The 14,380-nt window shown below is 69.6% G+C and carries 13 protein-coding genes, 1 pseudogene and 1 riboswitch; of the genes and pseudogenes, 8 read left to right on the top strand and 6 right to left on the bottom strand.

The genetic code is table 11. The annotated features are described in order from the left end of the window. Window positions 1-531 (bottom strand): annotated as a pseudogene (locus tag C3B61_RS19875) (hypothetical protein); the annotation flags it as partial. 146 nt (window positions 532-677) lie between these two features. Between C3B61_RS19875 and C3B61_RS09710 the strand changes: the two are divergent. Both C3B61_RS09710 and C3B61_RS09705 read left to right on the top strand, forming a co-directional pair. After that, window positions 678-1,292, top strand: a complete 615-nt coding sequence (locus C3B61_RS09710; protein WP_103460433.1) for a TetR/AcrR family transcriptional regulator — start codon at window positions 678-680, stop codon at window positions 1,290-1,292. 59 nt (window positions 1,293-1,351) lie between these two features. Beyond that, window positions 1,352-2,323: a DUF5692 family protein gene (locus tag C3B61_RS09705; protein WP_088457479.1), complete on the top strand. Its 972-nt coding sequence runs from the start codon at window positions 1,352-1,354 to the stop codon at window positions 2,321-2,323. Window positions 2,324-2,406: 83 nt separating this feature from the next. On the opposite strand, the gene C3B61_RS09700 is transcribed toward C3B61_RS09705, so the two are convergent. Then, a complete protein-coding gene (locus C3B61_RS09700) occupies window positions 2,407-3,222 on the bottom strand; it encodes an alpha/beta fold hydrolase (protein WP_103460432.1) in 816 nt (271 codons plus the stop codon). Between the two features lie 84 nt (window positions 3,223-3,306). On the opposite strand from C3B61_RS09700, the gene C3B61_RS09695 reads away from it, so the two are divergent. Continuing rightward, a complete protein-coding gene (locus C3B61_RS09695) occupies window positions 3,307-4,227 on the top strand; it encodes an AEC family transporter (protein ID WP_103460431.1) in 921 nt (306 codons plus the stop codon). Between the two features lie 12 nt (window positions 4,228-4,239). Here C3B61_RS09695 and C3B61_RS09690 read toward each other — a convergent pair whose 3' ends face one another. Next, entirely contained in the window at window positions 4,240-4,857 is a 618-nt protein-coding gene (locus C3B61_RS09690) for a putative antibiotic biosynthesis monooxygenase (RefSeq protein ID WP_103460430.1), read from the bottom strand. An 81-nt stretch (window positions 4,858-4,938) separates the two neighbouring features. Further along, on the bottom strand, window positions 4,939-5,775 hold the full coding sequence (locus C3B61_RS09685) for an exodeoxyribonuclease III (RefSeq protein WP_103460429.1): 837 nt from the start codon (window positions 5,773-5,775) through the stop codon (window positions 4,939-4,941). Between the two features lie 69 nt (window positions 5,776-5,844). Between C3B61_RS09685 and C3B61_RS09680 the strand changes: the two genes are divergently transcribed. The 4 genes from C3B61_RS09680 to C3B61_RS09665 are packed head-to-tail and all read left to right on the top strand — an operon-like array spanning window position 5,845 to window position 9,566. Further along, window positions 5,845-6,846 (top strand): TIGR03557 family F420-dependent LLM class oxidoreductase, encoded by a 1,002-nt coding sequence (locus C3B61_RS09680; protein WP_088457473.1) that lies wholly within the window; start codon window positions 5,845-5,847, stop codon window positions 6,844-6,846. Window positions 6,847-6,848: 2 nt separating this feature from the next. Beyond that, window positions 6,849-7,967, top strand: coding sequence for a coenzyme F420-0:L-glutamate ligase (locus tag C3B61_RS09675; protein WP_103460428.1), 1,119 nt, complete (start codon window positions 6,849-6,851; stop codon window positions 7,965-7,967). A gap of 11 nt (window positions 7,968-7,978) precedes the next feature. Beyond that, window positions 7,979-8,662: a 2-phospho-L-lactate guanylyltransferase gene (cofC, locus tag C3B61_RS09670; protein ID WP_244285903.1), complete on the top strand. Its 684-nt coding sequence runs from the start codon at window positions 7,979-7,981 to the stop codon at window positions 8,660-8,662. 49 nt (window positions 8,663-8,711) lie between these two features. Then, a complete protein-coding gene (locus C3B61_RS09665) occupies window positions 8,712-9,566 on the top strand; it encodes a hypothetical protein (RefSeq protein ID WP_103460426.1) in 855 nt (284 codons plus the stop codon). 149 nt (window positions 9,567-9,715) lie between these two features. On the opposite strand, the gene C3B61_RS09660 is transcribed toward C3B61_RS09665, so the two are convergent. Continuing rightward, window positions 9,716-11,860 (bottom strand): fructose-specific PTS transporter subunit EIIC, encoded by a 2,145-nt coding sequence (locus C3B61_RS09660; protein WP_198416798.1) that lies wholly within the window; start codon window positions 11,858-11,860, stop codon window positions 9,716-9,718. An 87-nt stretch (window positions 11,861-11,947) separates the two neighbouring features. Beyond that, window positions 11,948-12,048, top strand: a riboswitch (TPP riboswitch). Between C3B61_RS09660 and C3B61_RS09655 the strand changes: the two genes are divergently transcribed. Next, entirely contained in the window at window positions 12,039-12,761 is a 723-nt protein-coding gene (locus tag C3B61_RS09655; protein WP_103460425.1) for a thiaminase II/PqqC family protein, read from the top strand. (Overlaps the previous riboswitch by 10 nt.) Window positions 12,762-12,897: 136 nt before the next feature. Here the strand turns inward: C3B61_RS09655 and C3B61_RS09650 are convergent, their stop codons facing one another. Then, entirely contained in the window at window positions 12,898-13,857 is a 960-nt protein-coding gene (locus C3B61_RS09650) for a formylglycine-generating enzyme family protein (RefSeq protein WP_174776308.1), read from the bottom strand. Window positions 13,858-14,380: the final 523 nt, after the last annotated feature.

Genomic DNA, 14,380 nt, shown 5'->3' with positions numbered 1-14,380 from the left:
GGCCGCGGCGGCGACGCTGACCGGGGTCTGCGCGCCGGCCTGGGTGGCGGCGGATGCCTGTGCGAGGGCCGGCGCGGCGGCCTGTGCGGCACGCGCAGCCTCGGCGGCGCGCTGGGCTTGTGCGTGCGCCTGGGCCTGGGCCTGGGCCTGTGTCTGTGCCTGTGCCTGTGCCTGTGCCTGTGCCTGTGCCTGGCGCTCGGCCTCGTCGGCCCGTGCGGCCACCAGCTGCACCGCCAACAGCTGCTCTGCCGCAACGGCCCTGGCCGCCTCCGCCTCGGCAACTTCGAAGCGGATCTGACCGATCAGCTGCACCCGCCTGTCGAGGGCGGTGGCGGCATCCGTCGACGCAGTGAGCAGCTCACGGGCGGCCGGATGACGCAGGTCGAGCCCGCAGGACGGGCAGACCGGCGCCGGCAGCGTGGCCGCGCAGGCCGGGCAGCGGGTGGTGTCGGTGAGTTCGGCCGCGCTGAGCGGCCAGCGGAATCGCCCGACGTACTGCGCGAAGTCGCGAATGGAGCTGCTCGATGACATCAATCCCCCTGATGAATGGTGCGGCTTCCACAGGCTAGTGGTTCGACGGCTGGACCGAGAGAGTCACGTAGCGGCGCACTCCCCAGTTCGGGGCGATTGACGCGGTGTCATTGACGCTGTGTCAACGGCGGGAGTAGCGTTCAAGCATGAGCACCCCGACTGCCTCCCCTCGCCAGAGCAAGCAGCCCGACGAGCGTCATGACGAGATCGTCGCCGCGACCCGGCAGCTCTTCGCCGAACGGGGCGTTGCCAAGGTCTCCGTCACCGAGATCGCCAAGCGCGTCGGCGTCACGCGGGGCCTGATCTACCACTACTTTCCCGACCGGGACGCCCTGATCGACCTGATCTTCGAGGACCACATCACTGAGTTCGTCGACGCCGTCTCCCGCTGGGACGCCGACCGGGAGCCCGGCAATGTCGCCAAGGCGCTGCTGGACTGCGTGGTCTTGTTCCGCCACCACCTGCACGCCAAGGACATGTTCCGTGAAGACCTCGGCCACCCCGAGAACGCCGGACTGTACAACCGGTTTGTGGACCGCGCCGTGCGCGCCATCGTCGAGCGCCTGCGGGTGACCACCGTCGAGGCCTACGCGCGGGCGCACCACATTGACATCGAACACGTCGGCGAGGTCTTCTACGTCCTGGTCTACGGACTGATCGGCCTCGTGCGCTCGTCGCCCGACGTCGACGACCAGGTGCTCGTCGCCATCGTGCGACAGACACTGCATCTGGACATGGGCACCGCGAACACCACTCTGTAAAGACGCACCACCCGTAAGACGCACCACCCACAAAGAAAACCGAATAAGGAGAAACGAAGATGTTCCTGTACGAGTCAATCCCCTGGTACTCCACGCTGATGTGGGTTGCGGTGGTGGCGGGCCTCATGCTTGCCAACGAGATCGCCCGGGCCAGCAAGTGGGCCGCCCTCGTGTTGTTCATCGGGCTACCGGTGGTGCTCACCATCTTCGTCTGGCCCCACACCGCGGGCGCCGACTCCAGCACCGGCACCTGGTTCCACTGGGTCAAGGTGTACTCCGCGCTGGCGGGTTGCCTGGGCTTCATGGCCATCCGCTTCATCCCGAAGCTGGCGAAGAACAAGTACTGGCTGATGTTCCCGGCGGCGATCCTCGCGCTGAACATCTTCGAAGCGGTCATCCGTGACTTCCAGGTCTACGGCATGCAGGGCATGGTCGACGGCGTCTTCATGGTCGGCGGCCCGTGGAACATCATGAACGGCATCGCCGGGCTGCTCAACCTCGTCACCATCTGCGGTTGGGCGGGCATCATCATCAGCCGCGGCAAGAAGAAGGACATGATCTGGCCCGACATGCTCTGGTTCTGGATCATCGCGTACGACCTGTGGAACTTCGCCTACGTCTACAACGCCGTCGGTGACCACTCCTTCTACGCCGGCGCCGCCCTACTGATCTCCTGCACCATCCCCGCGTTCTTCATCAAGCGCGGCGCCTGGCTGCAGCACCGGGCGCAGACCCTGGCGTTCTGGATGATGTTCACGATGGCCGTGCCCACCTTCGTGACCAGTTCGAAGTTCGCCGTCGAGTCCTCGCACAACCCCACCGCCCTGTTCATCGTCAGTGCGATCTCGCTGGCCGCCAACATCGCCGTGGTCGTCTACCAGGTACGCGTCATCGTGCGCACCAAGCGCAACCCGCTGAAGGACGAGCTGTTCGTGGAGCTGCCCGCCTACCAGAAGGTGCTCGCCGACAACCGGCCGCTGGATGCCGCCCCCGCCGTCACAGGCTCGCCCCGAGCCGCCGCGAGCGTCTAGTTCCGCACCGCACCATCCCGCGAAAGCGGTCGTGTGGTTGCCTCGAGCCTCTCGAAGCAACCACGTGGCCGCTTTCGCGGCCGTTAAAGGGCGTTTTCGGTGAGCCAGTCGAGCAGCACCCGCTGCACATCGGCCGCTTGTTCCATGTTCGGCAGGTGCGCGGTGTCGCGGAACACGCATCCGCTGGCCTGGGGCAGGGTCGTCACCAGGTACTCGTACGCCGCGAGCACCTCGGACATGTCGTACTCGCCCACCGTCACCAGGGCGGGCACCTCGATGTCGACGACCCTGTCGAACGCGGGAGGTTCGAGCGGCAGCGACACCGGGCGCTCCTCGGCGTGGATGACGTTCACCCGGTTGAGCGCGTAGGCGGTGGAGACGAATTCGGGGTCGAGGTCCTCCTCGCGGCGCAACGGGCCGAAATCCCAGATCGCGGCCTCGAGGCGGGCCAGCCGGTGCCAGTCCTGGGCGGCGAAGGCCCGGTCGATCTCGTCGAACCGGGCATCCTCCACCTCGGTCAGCTCGGTGTCGGGGAACCCGCTCGGGCCCGCCCCGATCACGATCAGCCCGGCCACCCGGTCCGGGCTCTCCACCGCAAGATCGATGGCGATGGTGCCGCCGCGGGAGCACCCGATCAGCGTCGCGCGGGCCACGCCGAGGTGGTCGAGCACGGCCAGGGCATCCGCCCGGTTGGAGAACTCGACGTCCTCGGTGCTGGTCTGGCCGAAGCCGCGGGTGTCGAAGCGGATGACGAAGTGCTCTGCGGCCAGCGCGTCGATCTGCGGGTCCCACATGCGCAGGTTCGCGATGCCCGCGTGGATCAGCAGCAGCGCCGGCTTGGAGGCGTGTCCGTCGGTTTCGTAGTACAGGCTCGCGCCCGGCACGGTGAGGTGAGGCATGAGTCGAGCGTACGACGGCCGCGCCGCGGGTGGGGGACTTTTTCGCGGCCCGGCGGTGCATCGGCGACCCCGTAGGCTCGAAACGTGGGCGGTGTACTGGTCGGATTCTCGATCATCGGGTTTGTGATCCTGGTGGGCTACGTCGTCGAGCGCACCGGCGTGGCCGGCGAGGACGCCGGCCGGGTGCTCAACCGCATCGCGTTCTTCGTGGCCACCCCGGCGCTGCTGTTCACCGTGCTCGCGCAGGCGGATGTGCGGGTGCTGTTCTCCGCGTTCCTCGCCACGGTGCTGTGCAGCGTGATCGTCGGCATGCTGCTGTATGTCGTGCTGGCCAGGATCTTCTTTCGAAACCCGCTGCCCGAGACGGTGCTCGGCGCCACCAGCGCCACCTACGTCAACGCCAACAACATCGGCCTGCCGGTGGCCATCTACGTGCTCGGCAGCGCCCAGTATGTGGCGCCGGTGTTGCTGCTGCAGCTGCTCGTGCTTGCGCCGATCACCCTGAGCATCCTCGACGCGTCCACCCGCGGACGGGTGTCGGTGCGCAGCATCCTCACCCAGCCGCTGCGGAACCCGATGATCATCGCCTCGGTTCTCGGCGTGCTCGTCGCCGCCTTCGGCATCCCGGTGCCCGACGCCGTGATCGCGCCCCTGGACATCATCGGCGGTGCCGCGATCCCGCTGGTGCTGATGTCGTTCGGCATGTCGCTGCACGGCCAGCGACTGCTGCAGGCCGGCACCGGACGCAAGCAGGTGGTCGCGGCGTCGGTGATCAAGGTGGCGCTGATGCCCGTGATCGCGTACCTGTTCGGCCGGTTCGTGTTCGCTCTCGAGGGCCCCGAGCTGTTCGCCGTGGTGACCGTGAGCGCGTTGCCGACAGCGCAGAACATCTTCAACTTCGCGTCCCGCTACGACCGGGGCGTGGTGGTGGCCCGGGACACCGTGCTGGTCACCACGATCGGCGCGATCCCGGCGCTGGTGATCGTCGCGGCCCTGCTCGCCTGAGCCGCCGACGGATCAGGCCTTCTTTTTGGGGGCTTTCTGCAGCCATGGCCGCAGCCGGCGGGTGATGAACGGCATCACCACGTAGGTCATCATGGGCGCCATCACGAAGGTGGTCAGCAGGATCCGGAGCACGGTCGGGATGTCGTTCCAGTGCGGGTCCACCCCGGTGACGAGGTAGGTGAAGATCACGTTCAGCGGAAAGAAGCCCAGCCCGATGGCCACGGCCTGCTTCCAGCGCGGCGGCTGGACCAGCGCGGACGGACCGGCGTTGACCTGGGAGTCGTCGAACCAGCCCTCGATGCCGGTGCGCCGCACCACGTGGGACTCGAGCACCAGGCCCTCACCCTCGAGCAGCCAGCTGGTGCGGGCGATCGAGTGCTCCCAGGCCTCCAGCGAGGCCGCATCCTTGAATTTGTAGAGCATGTGCCAGTGCGCGGAACCGGCGTGCGCGCGCACCCAGCCGGAGCCGAGGAAGCCCGGGTATTCGTTGGCGAGGTCCATCCCGGTCTGCACCCAGTGGGTGGCCTCGTCGAACCGGGCGGGGTCGACCCTACGGCGGATGGAGACGGTGACGGGAACGTCGGCGGGGGCTTGTGGCGCCGCGTCGTTTCCGGATGCAGCAGGAGACATGCGTCAAGTATGGGCGACACCGCTTGCGTCTCGCCGGGTTTGGGCAAGCTCAACCAGCGGGACGAGCTCGACCAGCGGGGCCTAGAAGATCATCGGGCGGTCGTCGTCCTCGTCCTCGGTCTCGATGTCCACCAGCACCGGCACGTGGTCGCTCGGGGCGTCGCCCTTGCGCTCGTTGCGGTGGATGCTCGCATCCGTCACGAGCTCACCGAAGGCCGGTGAGCCGAGGATGAAGTCGATGCGCAGGCCCTCGTTGCGCGGGAAGCGCAGCTGCTTGTAGTCCCAGTAGGTGAAGCCCTCCGGCACGATCGGGCGCACCACGTCGGTGAAACCGGCCGCCTCGAACGCTTCGAAGGCGCTGCGCTCTGCCGGCGAGATGTGGGTGGACACGCCGGGTACCAGGGTGGGGTCGCCCACGTCGGAGTCCAGCGGGGCCACGTTCCAGTCGCCCATCAGCGCCATTGCCAGCCGGGGGTTCTTGGCCAGCTCGTCGGCGGCGTGGGTCTTCAGCCGGGTCAGCCAGTCCAGCTTGTAGACGTAGTGCGGGTCATCCAGCGATCGGCCGTTGGGCACGTACAGGCTCCACAGGCGCATCTCGTTCACGGTCACGCCCAGCGCGCGGGCTTCCAGCGGCAGGCCGGGGCCCTCTTCACCCTTGAGGAAGCCGGGCATGTCGGGGAAGGCGGTGACCACATCCGTCATCTCGTGGCGGCTGGCGAACGCGACGCCGTTCCACTGGCTGAGGCCGTGGATGGCCAGTTCGTAGCCGGCATCCTCGAAGGCCTGCGCGGGGAACTGCTCGGGCTTGCACTTGATCTCCTGCATGGCGAGCACGTCGATGTCCTCTCGCACCATCCAGTCGACCACTCGGTCGACGCGGGCACGGATGGAGTTGACGTTCCAGGTGGCGATGCGCATGGCTCTAAGCCTATTTGGCGCGGGCGCCCCAGAAACCTCGCCGACACACGCGAGTGGCAGGATGGCTGTATGTCGGAATTGCAGATCGGTTACGCGGCCATGTTGGAGCAGTTCGCCCCCGCCGAGGCGGTGGCGCTCTCGGCCTATGCGGAGGAGCACGGCTTCTCCGGGGTGATGGCGGCCGATCACTTCCAACCGTGGGTGCCCGCCCAGGGCGAATCCTCCTTCGTGTGGAGCGTTCTCGCCGCGATCGGTGAGCGCACCAAGGGCGACATGGGTCCCGGCGTCACCGCGCCCACCTTCCGCTGGCACCCGGCCATGGTGGCGCAGGCCTCCGCCACACTCGCCTCGATGTACCCCGGCCGGCACTGGCTGGGCCTGGGTTCCGGTGAGGCGCTCAACGAGCACATCGTCGGCGGCTACTGGCCCGAGGCGCCCGAGCGCATCAACCGTATGTTCGAGGCCATCGAAATCATCTCGAAGCTGTTCACCGCCAGCATCGCCGGGAAGGACGTCAAGCACTCCGGCCAGTTCTTCAAGCTCGAGTCCACCCGGCTGTGGACCATGCCTGAGGTAGCGCCCGAGATCCTCGTCGCCACCGCCGGCCCGGTCACCGCCAAGCGCGCCGGCCGGCACGCCGACGGCCTCATCACCGTCGGCGCCCCGCTCGAGAAGATCTCGATGCTGTTCGGCAAGTTCGACGACGGCGCCCGCGAGGCCGGCAAGGACCCGTCGACCATGCCCAAGGTGCTGCAGCTGCACATGAGCTGGGCCGAGACCGACGAAGAGGCCATGGCCAACGCGCTGCACGAGTGGCCCAACGGCGGCATGAAGTTCCCCAAGGGCGACATCCGTTCGCCGTTCGAGTTCGAGCAGATGGCAAAACTGGTGCGTCCGGAGGACTTCGAGGGCCGGATGATCATCTCCGCCGACCCCGACGACCACCGTGCCTACATCCAGAAGTTCGTCGACCTCGGCTTCGACAAGATCTACCTGCACAACGTGGGGCGCAACCAGCGCCAGTGGATCGACGTCTTCGGCCGCGATGTGCTGCCGAAGCTCGCCCGGTAGCGATGCATTCCGCGGCCGACGGTGCGCGCCACCGGCTCGAGGTGTTCGTGCTGCCCGGAATCGGCGAGGTCCGGGCCGGCGACGACCTGGCCGCGACCATCCTGGCCGTCGCCGGTCCCGCCGCGTCCCGTCTGGCCGACGGTGACATCCTGGCCGTGACCAGCAAGATCGTGTCCAAGGCCGAGGGCAGGCAGGTGGCCGCGACCGACCGGGAGCAGGCCATCGCCGACGAGACCGTACGGGTCGTCGCGACCCGCGCGCATCCTGGCGGGATCACCCGCATCGTCGAAAACCGGCAGGGCCTGGTGATGGCCGCCGCCGGTGTCGACGCCAGCAACGTCGAGCACGGCACTGTACTGCTACTGCCCGTCGACCCGGATGCCTCCGCGCGCGGCCTCTGCGCAGCCCTCCGCGCCGCCACCGGGCTGCATCTCGGGGTGCTGATCACCGACACCGTTGGCCGCCCGTGGCGGGACGGCCAGACCGACATCGCCATCGGCGCTGCCGGCGTGGCCGTGCTCGACGACCTGCGCGGCAGCATGGATGCGCACGGTCGCCGCCTCGACGTCACCGTCGCCGCCGTCGCGGACGAGATCGCCGGCGCCGCCGACCTGATCAAGGGCAAGACCAGCGGCAACCCCGTCGCCGTGCTCCGCGGCCTCGGCCACCTGGTGGGCGCGATCGACGCGGGGGATCGCGGCGCGCGCCGGCTGTTGCGCGACAGTGCGAACGACATGTTCCGCGTCGGCAGCGCCGAGGCGTACGCGGAGGGTTATGCGGCCGGGCTGGCGGCTGCCGAGGCGGACCGTGGGACGGATAGCGCACCCACGAACGCTGATGAGGCGGGGACGGCCAGGGCTGCTGAGGACAGGACCGCGGCCGCCTTGCCGGAAGATGCCCCGACAGCGCTTCTAAGGGGGCACATTGCGGCAAGTCGCGAGACTCCTGATGCCGACTTGCCGCAAAAGTCCCCTACCGGGCCCGCGAGGGGGCACTTTGCGGCAACTCGTGAGGTTCCGGATGCTGCCGCCGACGACCACCTTGGTGAGTTGCCGGTTGAAGCGCCCACCGCGCACGGCACCGGGCCTCAAGTGGCTTCTCGCGGAACCGCATCCGCGTGAGATGGGTGTGCGTGGTGCCCGTCAAGGGCAGTGCGAACGCCAAGAGCCGCCTGAGCGCGCTGCCGGAGACCTTCCCGGCCCGCGGGGAGCTCGCCGAAGCATTCGCGCAGGACACCGTGGCCGCACTGCTGGCCGCCGAGATGGTGCAGCAGGTGCTCGTGGTGACCGCCGACCCCGCTGCCGCCGCGCCGCTCAAGGCGCTGGGCGCCCAAATCGTTCCCGAGATGCCGCACGCATCCGCTTCGGATGCCGGGACGGGCGCTTGTGTGGCAACTCGGGACCCGCTCAACGCGGCCATCGCCGAGGGCATCCGGGTGGCGCACGAGCAGTACCCGCTCTGCAGCGTCGCTGTGCTCACCGGAGACCTGCCCGCGCTCACCGTCGCTGACGTCGAGTCGACCCTCACCGCCGCAACCGCCCATGACCTGGCCATGGTTGCCGATGAGGAGGGCACCGGCACGACCACGTTGCTCGCCCGCGCCGGCATCACGCTCACGCCCCGGTTCGGGCCCGGCTCCCGTGCTGCGCACGAGACGGCCGGCCACGTGCCGCTCGACCTGCCCGCCACGGCGTCGATCCGCCGCGACGTCGACACCGTCGACAACCTTGCCGAGGTGCTGCGCCGCGGTGTCGGTGCGCACACCAGCGCCCTCATCGCCCGCTCGCAGCAGGTGCCCGGCCCAGAGGGGCGCTGATAGACACCAGCCAGTGAGCCAGCGCCGGCTACTGCGCTAGCGTGCAGTCATGGGGAACACCGACGCCCGGATGCACCTGGGTCATGCCGCCCGCTTCGCCGGCACCGTGATGCTCACGGCGGTCATCGCCGCTACCGTCGCCACCCTGATCTTCATGTTCAGCCGGGGCGCGACGGTGGCTCAGGCCTGGGACCTGATCGTCGGTGGCCTTTCGCTGCTGGCAGCGGTCGCCGCTCTCGCCGGCACCGCCACACTCACCCTGCTTCTGGTGTTCTCGCCGCCGACCGGTCGCTGGGGCCTCGGCGGGCGCAGCGTGTTCGCCGGGTATGCAGGAGTGATCTTCGCGGCGCTGTCATTGCTCCTTGCGGCCGAGTGGATTCCCGGTGAACCGGGCGCTGCCGGCGGTCCCGCGGTCCTCGCAGCCGCGATCCTCGGCTTCACGCTGGCCGGTGGCCCGCTCTGGATCGGCCTCATCGCGGTGTTCCTCGGGCGGACGGCGCTCCTCCCTCGGGGCATCGGGACGCAGCGGCTGTCCGCCTCGGAGCGTTCACGATTCGGTGCCGTCCTCATCGCGGCCGGTCTCTGTCTTGCCGCTATCGCCACCTCCGGCGCGTACCTCGTTGCGGTGCACGGCGGCCTGGACTACGCCTGCGCCGTGGAGGGGCCGTTCTCTCCCCTCGCCGAGCTGTCGGAGCGCGCCGGCGTCGTCAGCGGCAGCTTCTCCTGGTGGCCGCTGGGCCGTAGCTGCACCTGGGCCGCAGCCAGCGGAGGCACGGTTCTCGCCACCTCGGGCTGGAGTCACACGGCACTCGTCCTGGCTTCGCTCGGCCTCGCCGCGGCGGGCATCGCCCTGCGAACAACCCGGGCGGGTCAGAGGGATGCGCCGGCCGGCAGCGCGCGGTAGCGCCGCATCCACTCGGGCGGCGGCGGCCGACCGGGCCGACTCGGCCGAACTCGGTACGTAAGGGCGAAGATATTCGAGAAACGCCGGGTTGCGCAGGCGCGCGTGGCGGCGTTTCCCGAAAAAGTCCGCCCCTACGTGCGGGATGGGGGCTAGTGCGCGGCGGGAGTCGCCGGCCGCACCGAGGACGCCAGTGCCGCGAGCACGTCGGCCGGGGTGGCCGCCATCTCGATCGAGGCGCGGAACGAGGGCTTCATCAGGCTGCGGGACAGCTGGGCGAGCACCTTGAGGTGCTCGGTGCCGGCGGCGGCCTCCGGCACGGCGATCATGAAGATCAGGTGCGCAGGGGCCTCGTCCAGCGAGTTCCAGTCAACGCCGTCCCGGCTGCGCGCGAACGCGAGCACCGGGGAGGTGGCGCCGTCGGACTTGGCGTGCGGAATCGCGATGCCCTCGCCGATGCCGGTCGTGCTGATCAGTTCACGGTCCATGGCCGCCTGCACGACGGCGTCGACGTCGAGCACCCGCCCGGTGGTCTGCATCAGACCGGCCAGACGACGGATGACGGCGTCCCGGTCGGTCTCGTCGATGTCGAGCACGATGGTGCGTTCGTCGATGTAGTCGAGCACGGTCTTCGGGGCGGGGGCCACCGGCTCGGCGGCAGCAGGCGCGGCAAGAACCGGCGCCGCAGCCACGGGCGACACGGCACTCGCCGCAGCACCCGGCGCGGCAACCGGCACAGCGGCGTCCGCAGCGGTGCCGATGGGCGCGGCCGCGGCAGCATCCGCCGGCACGACCTTGCGCACCGAGATGCCGATCAGCAGCACCGACACCAGAGCGGTGACGGCTACACCGGAGAGAATCGCGACGAAGTACATCGGCACGCCGCTCACGGCACCGAAAACGGCCACGATCGGGCCGCCGTGCGGCACGGCGTTGGTGACCCCGGCGATCGCGGCGATGGCACCGGCGACGGCGCCACCGAGCACGTTCGCGGGGATGACCTGCAGCGGGCGGGCCGCCGCGAGCGGGATGGCGCCCTCGGTGATGCCGAAGAAGCCCATGAACAGCGCGGCGATGCCGGCCTCGCGTTCCACCGGGGTGAAGAACCGGCGACGGATGACCGTGGCGAGCCCCATGCCCAGCGGCGGCACGGCGATGGCCGCGGCGACCATGCCCATCGGGCCCGGGTTGCCGGAGGCGATCAGCGCGGAACCGAACAGGAACGCTGTCTTGTTGATCGGGCCGCCCATGTCGAACGCGACCATCGCGCCCAGGATCAGGCCGAGCACGACGACGCTGCCGCCGTCGAGGCTGGAGAGGAAGTCGGTCATCGAGGAGAACACCCAGGCGATCGGCTGGCCGAGTGCGAGCACGAACAGGCCGCCGACGACGAGGGTGGTGATCACGGGGATGACCAGGATCGGCATGATCGGCTTGATGAAGCGGTGCACGGGGATCTTCTTGATGCCCAGCGCCACGAAGCCCACCAGGAAACCGGTGACGATGCCGCCGATGAAGCCGGCACCCGATTCGGAGTTGTAGAAGGAGCCGGTCGTGGCGATCCAACCGCAGATCATGCCCGGTGCGAGCCCGGGCCGGTCGGCGATCGCGTAGGCGATGAAGCCGGAGAGGATCGGCACCATCAGGGTGAAGCCGAGCACGCCGATCTGGTTGATGGTGAACCAGAAGCTGTCCTCGGGGATCACGAGTCCCTGCGGGGTGGCCTCGCCGCCGATCGACAGCGAGATCGCGATGAGCAGCCCGCCGACGACGACGAACGGGATCATGTACGACACGCCGTTCATCAGAGCGCGGTAGATGAAACCGCCGATGTCGCGTTTCCCGGCGCTCGCCGGGGCATCCGTGGTCACGGCGGCGCGGCCGGTGGGGGCGGCGGCCAGCGCCTCGGCGATCAGCGCGGCCGGGCGGTGGATGCCGTCGGAGACGCGGGTGGAGACCATGCGCTTTCCGCCGAAGCGGGACAGGTCGATCTGGGTGTCGGCGGCGACGACGACAGCGTCGGCGCGGTCGATGTCGGCCTGACTGAAGGTGCCTTCGACGCCGACGGACCCGTGCGTCTCGACCCGGATCTCGTAGCCGAGTTCGGTGGCGGCCGCGTCGAGTTTCTCGGCAGCCATGTAGGTGTGGGCGATGCCCGTTGGGCAGGCCGTGATCGCCAGGATCAACACCGTGGGCGGCGCGATGGTGGTGTCGGTCGGGGTGTCAGGCATGGTGCGGTGTCCTTCCAGGACGACGCCGACGACCGGTGGCCCGTCGGCCATGGAGCGCGTGCTCACCCGGTGAAGAATGCAGCAGCCTGTCCAGCGTACAGTTCGGCGCCCGGTGCGTTCGAGAGTCTTTCGGCCCTGCCGGCCGCTAGGGTGGGACGCGACACGGGGTGCCTCCGCCGGATGCGGACGCTGAGATCCAAACCCGTCGAACCTGACTAGTTAGCACTAGCGAAGGGATGTCGCCATGTACGTTCACGCCGCCGAATCACGCCGGGACGCCGACCCGGATCGGCAGCCGGAGCCGGACCGCACCGAACCGTTCAGCAGGCTGCTCTGGGCCGACATCGCCGAAACCCGCACCGCCATCGATGCGTTGCCCTTCATCTCGGAACTCGGAGACGGCAGCCTGTCCGCCGGCCACTTCGCCTACTACCTGGCCCAGGATGCCCTCTACCTCGCCGCGTACTCCCGGGTGTTGGCGCAGGCGAGCGTCCTGGCGCCCACCCCCGCCGAACGGGAATTCTGGGCTACCGGCGCCGCCAACTGCATCGAGGTGGAACTCGAGCTGCACCGCACCTGGCTGACCGGCCATGACACGCGGCCGGCGCCCGGCCCGGTGACCCGGTCCTACGTCGACCACCTGGTCGCGGTCAGCGCGGCAGGCAACTATGCGGTGCTGCTGGCAGCGGTCCTGCCCTGCTACTGGCTCTACTCGGATGTCGGCGAGCGCCTGCACGCCGGCTTCACGGCGAGCCGGCGCGACGCGGCGCATCCGTACGCCGACTGGCTGGAGACCTACGCCGACGAGGGGTTCGCGGCCGCGACCCGGCAGGCCATCCTGCTCACCGACACCGCGGCGGCCACCGCGACGGCCGTCGACCGGGCGCTCATGCGCGCCGTGTTCGCCCGGTCGGCGGCCCTCGAGTTGCTCTTCTTCGACGCGCCCCGGCTGCACGCGCCGGGGTAGCAGACCACGACCATCCGCACCCGCGGATGCATGACTCCTGCGATTCCCTGCCGCCGACCGGTGATCGCCCCGGAATCACGAGGCGGTCGGCCACACCGGCGGAATCGAGCACGAGTTGTGCCTCGGCGGCGGCGGCTCAGGTCAGCGCCACGGTGCGGAAGCCCACGTTGCCGGCCGCGGAATCCGCGGTGTTGGAGGCCCGAGCGGAGTTGCGGTACCGGTTGCAATAGGAGTCGTGGCAGAGGTACGAGCCGCCGCGCATCGAACGCTGCTCGCCTGTCGCCGGGCCGGCCGGATTCTCGGCGGGGGAGTGCGCGTAATAGCCCTCCGCCCACCAGTCGGCGCACCACTCCCAGACGTTGCCCACGCTCTGCCAGAGGCCGTAGCCGTTCGGCGCGAACTCCCGCACCGGGGCGGTGCTGAGCCAGCCATCGGCCAGGGTGTTCACCGCGGGAAACCGGCCCTGCCAGATGTTGCAGCGCTGCCCTTCCTCCCACTCGTCTCCCCACGGGTAGCGCCGGCCGGCCAGCCCGCCGCGCGACGCGCACTCCCACTCGGCCTCGGTCGGCAGCCGTCGCCCCGCCCAGGCGCAGTAGGCCAGCGCGTCGTTCCAGCTCACCTGCACCACCGGATGCTCGGCCAGCCCGTCGAGCGATGAACGGGGGCCGGCCGGATGCGCCCAGTCCGCGCCGCGCACCCCCAGCCACCAGGGTGTCTGCGGGGGTTGGCCGACCACGTCATCGAGGTCGGCCTGCAACGCGAGGTGGAACACCGCGGAGTAGCCGAACAGCTCCGACTCGGTGCGATACCCGGTATCGGCCACGAACCGGGCGAAGGCGGCGTTGGTGACCGTCGTCGTGTCGATGGAGAAGGCATCCAGCCGCACCTCGTGCACGGGGGTCTCGCCGTCACCGGGATTGCCCGCGCCGTCGGCGTCGCCCATGGCGAAGACCTGCGCCGGCACCAGCGCCTGGTCGAGATGATGCCGGCTGGCGAGCCCGGTCGCAGAGTCAACGGCATCGTGCCGGGCGCTGTGCTGCGTAACGTGTCCAGTGGACTTCTCTGGCGCGGCCTCGGGCCGTTGGGCGTTGGTCATCACCTCGTGTGCGGGTGCACAGCAGCTGTGGTCGTCTGTCGTCACGCGCAGACTGTACCGCGCGGGGTAGTCGGCGACGACCCCTGCCGCTGCACAATCCCGGCAGGCGGCAGGCGGCAGGCGGCAGGCGGCAGGCGGCAGGCGGCAGGTGGCGGCGCGGCACGCCGCAGGTGGCAGACGGTACGCGGTACGCGGTACGCGGCACGCGGCACGCGCCAGGCGAATGGCGGTACGCGGCTGGCGGTAGGCGGCTGGCGGTACGGGCGGCAGTCGATGGGTGGCAGCGGCGGGCGGCGGGCGGCGGGCGGCGCTGACGTGTGACAGGCGACGGGTGGGCGATCCGCGGATTGCGGGATCAGGCCCTGGGCGGTGCTGTTGTTTTTGGCGGTCCGTCCCGGGTGCGGCCGGGCATCTCAATGAGTGCTTGGCCGGGGTCGATGGTTGTGGGTGGGCGGAGCCAGTAGCGGCCGGTGTTTTCGAAGATCTGCCAGTGCTGGTTGTGGAGCAGCAGGTGGTGGGCGGG

The sequence above is a fragment of the Cryobacterium zongtaii genome (genome assembly GCF_002909375.1).
Lineage (GTDB): Bacteria > Actinomycetota > Actinomycetes > Actinomycetales > Microbacteriaceae > Cryobacterium > Cryobacterium zongtaii.
This window is presented reverse-complemented; position numbering and strand designations above follow the sequence as displayed.

Coding starts and splice junctions, on each gene's coding strand:
- C3B61_RS09665 (WP_103460426.1), top strand. CDS start 8,712: ATGGGGAACACCGACGCCCGGATGCACCTGGGTCATGCCGCCCGCTTC.
- C3B61_RS09705 (WP_088457479.1), top strand. CDS start 1,352: ATGTTCCTGTACGAGTCAATCCCCTGGTACTCCACGCTGATGTGGGTT.
- C3B61_RS09700 (WP_103460432.1), bottom strand. CDS start 3,222: ATGCCTCACCTCACCGTGCCGGGCGCGAGCCTGTACTACGAAACCGAC.
- C3B61_RS09710 (WP_103460433.1), top strand. CDS start 678: ATGAGCACCCCGACTGCCTCCCCTCGCCAGAGCAAGCAGCCCGACGAG.
- C3B61_RS09675 (WP_103460428.1), top strand. CDS start 6,849: ATGCATTCCGCGGCCGACGGTGCGCGCCACCGGCTCGAGGTGTTCGTG.
- C3B61_RS09650 (WP_174776308.1), bottom strand. CDS start 13,857: ATGACCAACGCCCAACGGCCCGAGGCCGCGCCAGAGAAGTCCACTGGA.
- C3B61_RS09690 (WP_103460430.1), bottom strand. CDS start 4,857: ATGTCTCCTGCTGCATCCGGAAACGACGCGGCGCCACAAGCCCCCGCC.
- C3B61_RS09655 (WP_103460425.1), top strand. CDS start 12,039: ATGTACGTTCACGCCGCCGAATCACGCCGGGACGCCGACCCGGATCGG.
- C3B61_RS09685 (WP_103460429.1), bottom strand. CDS start 5,775: ATGCGCATCGCCACCTGGAACGTCAACTCCATCCGTGCCCGCGTCGAC.
- C3B61_RS09680 (WP_088457473.1), top strand. CDS start 5,845: ATGTCGGAATTGCAGATCGGTTACGCGGCCATGTTGGAGCAGTTCGCC.